The 11,833-nt window shown below is 37.3% G+C and carries 9 protein-coding genes; 3 read left to right on the top strand and 6 right to left on the bottom strand.

The features are described 5' to 3' along the window. Window positions 1-716: DUF4249 domain-containing protein (locus tag AC1DDX_RS13565; protein ID WP_477622153.1), on the top strand; the 716-nt coding region annotated here is incomplete at its 5' end. A gap of 76 nt (window positions 717-792) precedes the next feature. Continuing rightward, window positions 793-1,959, top strand: a complete 1,167-nt coding sequence (locus AC1DDX_RS13570; protein WP_172659134.1) for a GAF domain-containing sensor histidine kinase — start codon at window positions 793-795, stop codon at window positions 1,957-1,959. On the opposite strand, the gene AC1DDX_RS13575 is transcribed toward AC1DDX_RS13570, so the two are convergent. Beyond that, on the bottom strand, window positions 1,956-2,822 hold the full coding sequence (locus AC1DDX_RS13575) for an aldose 1-epimerase family protein (RefSeq protein WP_288883940.1): 867 nt from the start codon (window positions 2,820-2,822) through the stop codon (window positions 1,956-1,958). The two genes, AC1DDX_RS13570 and AC1DDX_RS13575, sit on opposite strands and share 4 nt — an antisense overlap. An 81-nt stretch (window positions 2,823-2,903) precedes the next feature. Between AC1DDX_RS13575 and AC1DDX_RS13580 the strand changes: the two genes are divergently transcribed. Beyond that, on the top strand, window positions 2,904-5,264 hold the full coding sequence (locus AC1DDX_RS13580) for a sensor histidine kinase (RefSeq protein WP_337718164.1): 2,361 nt from the start codon (window positions 2,904-2,906) through the stop codon (window positions 5,262-5,264). A 15-nt stretch (window positions 5,265-5,279) separates the two neighbouring features. Here the strand turns inward: AC1DDX_RS13580 and AC1DDX_RS13585 are convergent, their stop codons facing one another. From AC1DDX_RS13585 to AC1DDX_RS13605, 5 genes are all read right to left on the bottom strand, one after another. Next, window positions 5,280-6,272 carry an MlaD family protein gene (locus AC1DDX_RS13585; protein ID WP_172659131.1) on the bottom strand — a complete coding sequence of 331 codons (993 nt, stop codon included), beginning with the start codon at window positions 6,270-6,272 and terminating at the stop codon, window positions 5,280-5,282. 5 nt (window positions 6,273-6,277) lie between these two features. After that, entirely contained in the window at window positions 6,278-7,048 is a 771-nt protein-coding gene (locus AC1DDX_RS13590) for an ABC transporter ATP-binding protein (protein WP_337718166.1), read from the bottom strand. 10 nt (window positions 7,049-7,058) lie between these two features. After that, window positions 7,059-7,868, bottom strand: a complete 810-nt coding sequence (locus AC1DDX_RS13595; RefSeq protein ID WP_172659129.1) for an MlaE family ABC transporter permease — start codon at window positions 7,866-7,868, stop codon at window positions 7,059-7,061. Between the two features lie 313 nt (window positions 7,869-8,181). Continuing rightward, window positions 8,182-10,344, bottom strand: coding sequence for a S9 family peptidase (locus AC1DDX_RS13600; protein ID WP_172659128.1), 2,163 nt, complete (start codon window positions 10,342-10,344; stop codon window positions 8,182-8,184). Window positions 10,345-10,346: 2 nt separating this feature from the next. Next, window positions 10,347-11,609 carry an LTA synthase family protein gene (locus tag AC1DDX_RS13605; RefSeq protein ID WP_477622154.1) on the bottom strand — a complete coding sequence of 421 codons (1,263 nt, stop codon included), beginning with the start codon at window positions 11,607-11,609 and terminating at the stop codon, window positions 10,347-10,349. Window positions 11,610-11,833 lie beyond the last annotated feature (224 nt).

The raw sequence follows: 11,833 nt of genomic DNA on the forward strand, positions 1-11,833 counted from the left end.
ATCTAAAGCTAGACAATGCAGCGCCACAACTGGTGATATACGGAGGGCTTAGCGATAAAGTTGAGAACCATTTGATAATGGTTTCTAAAACATATGATTTTACTGATCCCAACAGATTTAATTCGGTTTCGGGTGCAAAAGTGATCGTGAGAAATGAAGAAGGAACTACTATGGAATATGTTGAGGTATCTAAAGGTGTGTATCAAAGTCCTAAATTTAGAGGGCAGTCGGGTAAGAAGTACACATTAGATGTTACTTACGAAGGTAAAATTTATACAGCCAGCTCTACCATGCCAGTTAAAGTTCCACTTGATTCATTGACTTTTAAGGATTTTAGTTTTTTTGGGGAAAAGAATACTTATGTGGCAGCTAATTATAATGACCCAAAAGATATTCAAAATCAATACCGATATATTTTAACTGTAAAAGGTAAGATAGAGGAGGATGCAGTAAGTGAGGATCGATTTGATGATGGTAATAAAGCCGCAAATGTGATATTTTATGACCTGAATGATCTGGTTCGCGGAGATACCATTGAGGTTGAATTTCAATGCATTGATAGAAATGTTTACAAGTACTTTTATAGCTTAGGGCAAAATTCTGGTGCAGGTGGCCCGCCGGTAGCACCAGCTAATCCGCCTTCTAATTTTAATAACAAAGCCCTGGGAGTCTTTAATGCATACTCGACCAGTAAAAAAACCGTTGTAATTAAATAATATAAACTTTCAGTTTAATCTGGAATTGTATTATATTGCACTGACAGCCAATTTATGAATTCCAATTTAGTCTCAAATGGCCATAGAATTAAGTCAAAGTAAATTCTCAATTGAGGAAGAGCGAATAAAAGCCTTACACCGCTATGAAATTCTGGATACTCCACCTGATGGTTCTTTTGATAAGCTAACAAGATTAGCTGCAAAACTATTTAATGTGCCGGTAGCTATTATTAGTATTGTTGATAAAGATAGAATCTGGTTCAAATCAAAATATGGTATAGATATTAAGGAGGTAAGCCGCGAAGTTGGTCTTTGTGCAAATGCAGTGCTTTCTGAAGGTTTATACACAATAGAAGATACTTCGATGACTCTGGGCAACCTTGACGTGAGGTTTTATGCAGCACTTCCACTAAAAACGACAGATAATTATAACCTTGGTGCTTTTTGCATTATTGATAGTGAACCAAGAAAATTTGGCCCTGAAGAAGAATCAATTTTAAGTGATTTAAGGGATCTTGTTATGGATCAGATTGAGGTTAAGCTTGCATCAAGGCTTGCAGCAATACAACATAATCAAATCTTAAATACTACCGCACATGATTTGAAAAACCCGCTAACTACTATACCTGTGCGGGCAGATCTAATAAAACTAAAAAAGGGTGATCCGGAAATGGTAGACAAGATGTGCGAACAGATAAAAACTGCCAGCTTAAATATGGTTCGTATTATTGATGAATTGCTGCTTTCCGGTACTGCAGAGGCAGGTAAAGTGCAGTTGCTACTGATTAAACTGAATTTATCTTCTCTGGTTAGCAATGTGGTTTCTATGAATCTCCCGCTTGCAGAAAGAAAGGATCAGACCTTAAATTTTATCGCTCAGGACGATGTAATATTGTTAGGCGATGAGGGTAAATTGTCGGAAATACTGGATAATCTGATTAATAATGCAATCAAGTATTCCCCGGCAAATACAAATATAGAAGTGCGTGTTAAGAAATTACCAGATAAGGTTCGTATAGAGGTAAAGGATGAGGGACAGGGGCTTACAGATGATGACAAAAATAGGTTGTATCAACGTTTTACCAGGTTAAGTGCACAACCTACGGGTGGCGAAAACTCAACTGGTTTAGGCCTTTCTATAGTAAGAGTATTGGTTGAGGCGCACGGAGGCAGCATCTGGGCCGAAAGTGATGGCCATGATAAAGGCTCTACATTTATAGTTGAATTGCCCTTACAGGATTAAAAACACACAATAGACCAGCTGCGTTCCCAGTTCCCTTTTGGAGGCAGTGCTATAATTCCTTCTTTATCTTTAAGGTTCTGATTGTGGTTTATTCCATCGGCAATACCACACCACGGCTCCAGGCACACAAAATCTGCATCTTTAGCCGCCCAGATCCCAAAAAACGGAAAATCCTTAAAGGTAAAATGTAAACCATGTGAGTCTTTATGGTTCTTAATTGATATACAGTCACTTTTAAGTGTTTTAAATACCAGCGCATCCTTATAAAAAAGCTGATGAGTAAGGGGTAAGGAGTGATCCTGCAGATGTATTATTTCGGTTTCTTCATCAATCAGATCACTATTGATTTTGTAATAAACAAGATTTTCGTCCTTATTGAATTCTAAAAAATAATCATCGTAGCTTATATGCTCATTGGTTGGTATGGCAAAGGCCGGATGTCCGCCAACTGAAAAAAGAAGTTCTTTATTCCCTGGATTTAAAACAATATAAGTGCAGGATAAACTTGCATCAGTAATTTTATAGTGCAGCTTTAGTTTAAAATCGAAGGGATAAACCTTTAGAGTTTCTTCGTTTTGGATAAGCGTAAATACAACTTCTGTGTTACTGATCTGTTCAGCTTCAAATTGATTGTCTCTTGCAAAACCATGTCGTGGTAGTGTATATTCTTTACCCTCAAATAGGTAAGTGTTATTTTTAATGGCGCCTACTATTGGAAAAAGTATAGGACTAAACTTACCCCAATAATCCGGATTACCATCCCATAAGTAGTTCCTGCCTGTTTCTTTGCTCGTTAGCTTTTGTAGTTCTGCACCTTTAGTTGTTAAAGATGCTTTTATATGTTCGTTTTCTAAAAAAATCATATATGCTTTTATAGCTACTAAAGTAAATAAACTTGGATAATAGTTTGTTAGTAAAAAGTTATATTTGTTTAAGAACAAGCGATGCGTCTCAAAGAAAAATTTACAGCGTGTATTGGGCGGCTGTCAGGCAAGCCCAAAGTGATTGGCTTGTGTGTGTTCTTTTTTTTGCTATTGCTGATAGGCTTATTGGTAATTCAGAGATATCAGATAATTAAAGAGGGTAGGCGCCTGGAGATGGCCAATGCACTTAATGTAGTAAAGCAGAATGTTCAATTGGTATTGAACAATGGCTATACTGCTACTTTAACACTTGCTATGACCTTAAATGATAAGGGCATTCCAAAGAATTTTGATGCTGTTGCGGATAGATTAATAGCATCCAACTCTGATTATAAGGCGTTAGAATTATTACCTAACGGTATCATAAAGTATCTCTATCCAAAGAAAGGCAATGAATTGGCATTGAATCTGGATCTTTTTAAAAAATCTGAAGAATCAAGGTTAATGGCTACCAAATCGATAGCCTCAAAAATGATGTATTATGCCGGCCCTTACGAATTACAGCAAGGAGGAATGGGGATTGTTGGCCGATTACCGATATACCGCGAAAATAGGTTCTGGGGCTTTTCTGCTGTAGTGATTAAGCAAGATGCGTTCTTTAATAGTATTGGTGTTTATAATAATAAAAACAATAATTTTTACTTTCAATTTTCAAATGTTGATATAGCTACCGGAAAAGAGGAGTTTTTTTTAAAAGGCGATAGGGACTTTCTTGGTCAAGATCATCAATCTACATCTTTTGCTGGCACCAATTGGAAGCTTTATGTTATTAACGCTCACGAAAGGATAATCCCTTTTCAATTGATATATCCTTTGCTTTTTGGTATTGGTTTGGCCATTTTATCCAGTTTGCTGGTTGTTCAGGTAGTTAAAAAAACTACTGAGCTACAGAACCTGGTAGATAGTCAGCAATTGAAACTGATAAATACAGAAACAAAATTTAAAACAATATTTGATCAGGCAGCTATTGGTATAGCTTTAGTAACCCCAACTGATGGTAGGTTTTTACAGGTGAACAAGAAATTATGTGATATACTGGGGTATAAAGAATCTGAATTGCTGAATTTGAGCTTTCAAAACATAACCCTCCCAAATCACCCAAATGGAGTGAGGGCCGATGTTAAGTATTTTAATAATGGAAGTGTTAAAGAATATAGAGTTCAAAAAAAATATCTGCACAAAGAGGGGTACACAAAGTGGTGTAATATTGTGGAAACACCTTTGTGGAATGATAATGGTGAACCAACCAACCACATTGTAATTATTGAGGATGTTACTGATCGGAAGGCTGCTGAAAAGATCGTTCTGGATTCTCAATTGAGAATCGAATCTTTAATAAATACCATTGATGGGATTGTATGGGAAGCAGACCCCAATACTTTTGAATTTACATTTATTAGCAAAAAGGTTGAAGATATTTTAGGCTATTCTGTTGAGGAATGGTTGTCGTCTCCAACTTTCTGGGCCGATCACATTTACCCTGATGATAAAGACTGGGCTATTGAATATTGTACTGTTTCTACCAGAAAAAATATTCAGCATGACTTTGAATACAGGATGATTGCTAAGGACGGGACAATAGTGTGGCTAAGAGATATTGTAAACGTAATCTCTGAGAATAATAACCCAGTTTTATTAAGGGGTATAATGATTGATGTGGGAGAGAATAAACATGCCCAGGATGCCTTAAATCATTCATTTAACCTGGTTACAGAGCAAAATAAAAGGCTCCTGAATTTTTCGTATATCGTTTCTCATAACTTAAGATCGCATACTTCTAATATTCAGGCTATTACCAATTTAATAGGGCAGACCAGTTCTGAAGAGGAAAGGATTGAGCTGATTGAAGTACTTAAAACTGTATCAGGCCTGTTAAATGAAACCATGCTGAATTTGAATAAAGTAGTTAGCATCCAAACCAGTATAGATGTGATAAAAGAGCGGCTAAGTTTGAGTAATTACATTAATAAAACCATTGATATATTGAATGATCAAATCGTTTTAAAAAATGCCATTATTAAAAATAATGTTCCTAAGGATGTTATTGTGAATTATAATCCTGCCTATCTGGAAAGTATTTTATTAAATTTTATTTTTAATTCGATCAGATATAGCCATCCTGACAGAAATCCGGTTGTTGAATTGGATTCCTTTATTGAGGACTCCCAAACTGTTTTACAGATTTCTGATAACGGGATAGGAATAGACTTGGAGAAATATGGCGAAGAACTTTATGGATTGTATAAGACCTTTAATAAAAAGCCCGACTCAAAAGGAGTAGGGCTTTTTATTACAAAGAATCAGATTGATGCCATGGGAGGTAAAGTAACAGTAAGTAGTGTTGTAAATAAGGGAACTACTTTTAAAATATACTTTAGATAGCCTCAATGGCTGGTATTATTCTTTTTTAGTTTCTGCTGCCGCGGCTTCCGCTTTGGCTTTCTTTTTAAAGAAGCCTCTTAAAAGAAAATTATGTTGTAATGCTTCCAGATTTTCATCTAGCTTTTTGCTGCTGGTTTCCATGTTTAGCATAATTGATTTTACCTGCTCTGCAGTCTTTTGATCATTTAGCAATACACCAACTGCATTGTCTGTCTGTGTTAATTTTCCAGATGCTTTATTCAGGTTTTCTGTAAGTGTGGCTGCTGAACTTGCCGTTTTCTGTAATTCGTTTACAGAGGCCTGAAGTTTGGCAAAAACAGCAGTATCAGTAAGCAGTTTGTCGGCCAAACCACCTTTTGTATTTAATGTTTTTGAGAATTTATCCAATTCTGCTGCCATCTTGTTTGCCGATGCTGTGGTGTTCTTCAAGTTTACCACAATCGCTTTAAAATCAGTAGCTATCTGTTCGTCGGTAAGTAGTGCGCCTGCTGTGCCTTTTCCTTCAACAAGGCTTTTGGCAAGAATCTTAAAATCAGAAGTTACCTCTACCAGGTTTTTGTTGTTCACCTGGAATGTTTTCATGATGTCGTCTGTCGATAAAGTGGTATTTACTCTTAGCCTGTCTCCATCCTCTACAAATGGGAACTTTGGCGTTCCACCTGTAATTACGATGATTTTATTCCCAATTAGTCCATCAGAACTAATGCTGGCAGATGCATCCTTATGAATGTATTTGTGTGCTTCTTCTTCAATATTAAGGAAAACCTGTACCTGTGAAGTACCATAAAATTGGATCTTTTTTATTGTGCCTATTTTTACACCGGAAAACCATACATTATTACCGGTTTTAAGTCCTTGAATATCGTTGAAAACAACATCAACTGTAAAGCTCTTTACGAATGCTTTTTTCTGACTTCCCAATGTGAAAACCCCTAAAATAAATATCGCTATGCCCAGGAGAATAAACGCTCCAACTATAATCTTACGGCGTGTGTCTGTTGCCTGCATAATTTCTATTGAATAAAATTGTAATCGTAAAATGGTTTTACCCGTTCATCATTTGTATTAAACACGTCTTCGAAAGTACCCTGACGCTCAAATTTGCCATCCAGTAACATGGCTACTCTATTACCAACTGCTTTTGCACAGGTTAAATCATGGGTAATGATGATCGAACTGGTATGAAAGCGCTCCTGTACTTCATTAATCAGGCTATTGATTTCCAAACAGGTTATCGGATCAAGTCCGGCTGTAGGTTCATCATAAAGCATAATTTCAGGCCGTAAGATCAATGTTCTGGCAATACCTATCCTTTTTCTTTGGCCGCCTGATAATTCCGAAGGCATCTGGTTAATGGTATGGAGTAGTCCAACTGCATCCAGCATCTCTTCAACCGCACTGGTTATTTCTCCCTTTGTTAACTTTTTCTGATTTCTGATTAAAGGGAAAACCAGGTTTTCTCTAACAGTCATACTATCATACAATGCACTGTTTTGGAATGAAAATCCTACTTTTAATCTTAAAGCAAGCAGTTCTTTATAAGTGATCTGATCAACATGCTGGTTAAGTACCCTAACATCCCCATGGTCTGGGGCTAATAGGCCGACCACAATTTTTATCAATACAGATTTACCCGTACCTGACTTTCCAAGCACAACCAGGTTTTCGCGCTTATAAAGTTCTAAATCTACTCCCCTTAATACATGGTAATTGCCGAAAGACTTATACAGGCCATTAATTTCTATTACTTTTTCTTGTTCAGACAAGGGCTTCTTTTCTTTCATAGTTTAAAAATTAAGTCCTGAATAAACCAAAAAACTGTACGGAAACTACTTCCTCGATAAATATAAGGAACATACCAATAACCACTGCCGAATTCGCCGCTTTACCTACACCTTCAGTTCCTTTTGATGAATTATATCCCTGGTAGCAACCCACCATTCCAATTGTAAAACCAAATATCACGGCTTTAATAGTAGACGCGGTAATGTCTAAAAAGGTAATCGATTCAAGAGACGATTGAAAGAATGCCTTTGCGCTTGTGCCTTCACTTAGAGAAACATTTAGTAATGCGCCCAGCATTCCAACCATAGCGGTATAAAAGGTAAGAATAGGAATCGTAATTGTTGATGCAAGCACCCTTGTTGTTACCAGAAATTTGAATGGATTGGTTGCCGATACTTCCATAGCATCTATTTGTTCTGTAACCCTCATTGAGCCCAGCTCGGCGCCAATACTAGATCCTACTTTTCCTGCTGCTATAAGCGAAGTTAGTAATGGCGCTAATGTTCGTAGCAGTGCAATACCTACTAATGATGGAAGCCATGAAGTGGCGCCAAATTCAGCAAGCGACGGTCTGGATTGCTTTGTAAATACGATACCTGTAATAAATCCGGTTAAAGAGATCAACGCTAAAGAACGATAGCCAATGTCATAACACTGTTTCATTAGTTCTTTTCCCTCGTAAGGAGGCAAGAAGCCTTCTTTAAAGAAGCGTCCAATAAACTGAAAAACGTCATAAAGCGTTATAAACGTCCTGGATAACTTACCAGGAGTTTTTACTTCATCATTTAAGGTTTCCTGGCTCTCAGCTTTTTTCTCCATGTATATGCCTTAATATCTATTGTTCGATTTAGAGTGTTATTATCAGGTTTCTGATAGCGATCACACACTATCAAATTATGAGCCATAATTATGCAAAACTAACATTCGGAAGCACAAAAAAATGTATGCTATCTTCTTTTTTACATGATTTTGGGCAAATATGCAGTATTTTTTGGGTGTTTTTGTCTTGTAAATGTCCCAATTATATAAACGATATACAGGTCAAAAAGGTTTTAAAAAAGAGACTGTATCATTAATCTAAATCATGCTATTTGTTTTGCGATCGTATTAATGATACAGTCACTTCTTTACATTATTTGCCTCCCGGAGGGCAATTCCTTTGTAAGAATTCGGTGTAAGTAAGCGCAAGGTGCTCAGATGTGCCTTCGCCTTCGTTAATGCTATGGGTCCTGTTAGGGTACGACATCAGTTGAAATACTTTTCTATTCTTGATTAGTTCATTAATCAGCATCTCTGCATTTTGGTAATGCACATTGTCGTCACCGGTTCCATGTATGTATAAAAGCTTGCCTTGTAGGTTTTTAGCGTAAGTGATAGGAGAGCCTTTAACATAGGCCTCTTTAGTTTTTAATGGAGATCCCATATATCTTTCCTGATACACATTATCATAAGTTAACTGATTTCCTACTGCTGCAATAGCGATGCCGGTTTTGTATATTTCCGGATACTGGAACATTAAGTTTAAGGTTGATGAGCCGCCACCGCTCCATCCCCAAACAGCTACCCTGTTTTTATCTACAAACGGCCATTCCATTATTTTTTTTGCAGCCATAGCCTGGTCGCGAATATTTAAGGTACCTATTTTTTGGAAAACACTTTTACGCCATTCTCTGCCTTTGGGAGCAGGGGCGCCTCTGTTTTCAACAGAAATATAGATGTAGCCATCTTTAGGCATGTCACCAGCATAAAGCCAGTTGCGACCTGCACCATAAGTATCGGTTACAGTTTGCGAAGCAGGCTCACCGTAAACATAAAATACAACCGGGTACTTTTTTGTCTGGTCAAAATTATCCGGTTTCTTCATCCAGCCATCCAATTCAATTCCATCTTCAGTAGTTACTTTAAAGAATTCCACTTTGTTCTTTGGCGGTCTCATTCGTCCAAGCTGATTGGTAACACTACCTTCCATGGTCAATGGATTTAAGGTGGTAAGTTTCATCCATTCCGTAATTGGAGGTACTGAAGCACTTTGGTAAGTATGGCGCGCAAATACTCCATTTGGAGATATCTCGTAAGAGTGGGTACCTTTTAGTATAGAAGGGGTAACCATTTCTGCTTTTCCACCGCTAAGCTTAGTCTTAAACAAATATTTCTGGGTAGCATTTGTTGGAGAGGCAATAAAATAGATCTGACCGTTTTTCTCATCTATTAATGATTTCTCGATAACATCGTAATTACCTTGTGTAATCAGCGTATGCTTTTTACCATCTTTACTGATGCGGTAAAGGTGACGCCAGCCATCACTTTCACTCATCCAAATAAACTCTTTTCCGTCATTTATCCAGTCCCATCCCTTCGCTACATCAATCCATGCTTTATCCGTTTCGGTATAAATATTTTTTACCTGACCAGAGCTTGCATCAGCAACAAATAGTTTACTTACATTTTGTTCTCTGTTTAATTGTTGTAAAATCACTTCATTGCTAGAAGGGATCCAGTCCATTCTAGGAATATAATTTTGGATCTGATCGCCGGGTACTTCTAACCAGTTGGTTTTTGCTGAGGCGATATTAACGATACCGACTTTGCATGACGATGGGTTTTCTCCAACTTTAGGATATTCTACAGGGATAGTAAAAGAATAAATAGAATCTGTATTGTCTATCATCAAAAAGTTTTTGATTTTGGTAGCATCAATTTGCCAATAGGCGATAGATTGACCATCAGGGCTCCATCTGAATCCATCTCTGCAATCAAATTCTTCTTCATATACCCAATCAAAAGTTCCGTTTATTAATCTTTCAGTACCATCAGTAGTTAAGGCTTTACTCGTTTTGCTCGTTAAGTCATCAACATATAGGTTGTGCTTACTTACATAGGCAACCTTATTCCCATCAGGAGAAAACTTGGCAAACATTAACGAAGAGGCAGGTTTATCTTTTCCCACCTGAGTAAGTTGATTGGTTTTCAGATCGGCAACGAAGTAATCTCCACGTGTTTCATAGCGCCAAACCTTTTTACTATTGGTGTAAAGTAAAACTTTTGTGCCGTCTTCAGATATTTCAAAACTTTTGATCTCACCAAGTCCTGTATTACCGCTTGAATAAAGCAAGTTTCGGCTCACAATGGTTTTTCTTTCATTAAGAGGAAGGCTTATTGATACAATTTCACCTTGGCTCACCTCATAGTATGAATTGCCATCTTTTGCCCATTTGATATCCTGAGCATTGGCTTTTCCAAAAAGTCCTAAAACTAAGACTAAAGCCAGTTTAAAAAAAATGTGTTTGAAGTTCATTTTTATAGTTCTATAAATTGCTGATAAACGTTTTGTAGGTATGATTTGGCGGTGTTAAGGGTTTTTAAAGTTAGGTCCTTATCTTTAGGATTGCTGTTGTATAATATGGTCTTCCCCACATTGTCAAAAGTAACACATTGCTGGTTATCAATAAAGCCCATTCCATTATCCCAGCTAAAAAATGCAAAATGTTTTGCATAAGGGTTTAAGAGGTTCTTGCTCCAGACAAATTCCTTTGCACTGATATCCAACTGGCCAAGTATTGTGGCAGCCACATCAGCCTGACTTCCTACATCTTCAAATTTTTTGCCCTTACATTCGTCTTTAATCACATCTCCATAGAATAATAAGGGTACATGATAACGTTGAGGAACATAAATTTCGTGACTATTTTTAGGTAAAAGGTGACCATGGTCTGCAATAAATACAAAGAGTGTATTTTTATACCAGCTTTCCTTTTTTGCATTGTTTAAATAAGCGTTGATACAGGAATCGGTATAATGTGCGGTGCTTTTAAATTTTGTAACGTTATCAGCCTGTCCAAACTTGTAATTGCCCGGAAGCGCATAAGGTTCATGATTGGTAAGGGTAAGCAGGGTAGAGAAGAAAGGTTGCTTTTCTTTATTAAGATCCTCAATCTGCCTGTCAAAAACCGCCTCATCAAATTGTCCCCATTTGGTTACTTTTCCACCTTTAAAATTATTTTTGTCAATCAACTTTTGGTAATTGTGACTTAAAATAAATGCCTTGTAATTGTCGAATTCGGATTCTCCACCATAAAAAAAAGAGGTTTGATACCCGTTTTTAAAAAATGGCTGAGAGATGCCGGGAATTTTCTGCATTTTTTCAGGCCATTTTACTATGCTGCCAGCGGCAAGGGTAGGGAAGCCAGCTAAAGTGGCTACCAATCCTTTGTCAGTTCTGCTACCAGAGGAATAAATATTACTAAAAAGCACTCCTTTGTGTATTAGCGTATCAAAGTTAGGCGTAATACCATCCTCGTTGCCCAGTGTTTTGGTTAGATCTGCAGTAAAGCTTTCAATGATTACCAGGACTACATTTGGTCGTTTAGTGGTAAGTATGTTGATGGTAGTGTCCTTTGCCGGAGTATAAAGTTCCTTAATATTTGCATCGGCTGCTTGCTTGCTTAAATAGTTATAAGGGTTATTCTTGGTCATGCGGGCAGCAAGGGCGCTCGACAACAGGTTCCACTCTGTATTTACTGCAGCATGATTTAAAACCTGTTCTTTGGAAAAGTAGGCCATGCTTTGATTAATTGGAGAACCGCCTAACCCGCCACGTATCAAGAGAAAATTTAAAAAAACCAATATGATAACGGCAATTCCCCGTAACCAGATCGGACTAGCTTTAAAACTAAGTTTCCTAAGTACAACCCATCGTTGCAGAATAAAACCTATAACAATCAATAAAACAAGTAAAGATAACGTTAATCCGATAGGAGAGGATGCACTTGATGCAAGTGCTTCGT

Source organism: Pedobacter sp. 10L46_2 (genome assembly GCF_056395165.1).

What these genes read in the sequence shown, in the direction of transcription:
- AC1DDX_RS13570 (WP_172659134.1), top strand. Translation starts at nt 793, where the DNA reads ATGGCCATAGAATTAAGTCAAAGTAAATTCTCAATTGAGGAAGAGCGA.
- AC1DDX_RS13575 (WP_288883940.1), bottom strand. Translation starts at nt 2,822, where the DNA reads ATGATTTTTTTAGAAAACGAACATATAAAAGCATCTTTAACAACTAAA.
- AC1DDX_RS13580 (WP_337718164.1), top strand. Translation starts at nt 2,904, where the DNA reads ATGCGTCTCAAAGAAAAATTTACAGCGTGTATTGGGCGGCTGTCAGGC.
- AC1DDX_RS13585 (WP_172659131.1), bottom strand. Translation starts at nt 6,272, where the DNA reads ATGCAGGCAACAGACACACGCCGTAAGATTATAGTTGGAGCGTTTATT.
- AC1DDX_RS13590 (WP_337718166.1), bottom strand. Translation starts at nt 7,048, where the DNA reads ATGAAAGAAAAGAAGCCCTTGTCTGAACAAGAAAAAGTAATAGAAATT.
- AC1DDX_RS13595 (WP_172659129.1), bottom strand. Translation starts at nt 7,868, where the DNA reads ATGGAGAAAAAAGCTGAGAGCCAGGAAACCTTAAATGATGAAGTAAAA.
- AC1DDX_RS13600 (WP_172659128.1), bottom strand. Translation starts at nt 10,344, where the DNA reads ATGAACTTCAAACACATTTTTTTTAAACTGGCTTTAGTCTTAGTTTTA.
- AC1DDX_RS13605 (WP_477622154.1), bottom strand. Translation starts at nt 11,609, where the DNA reads ATGGCCTACTTTTCCAAAGAACAGGTTTTAAATCATGCTGCAGTAAAT.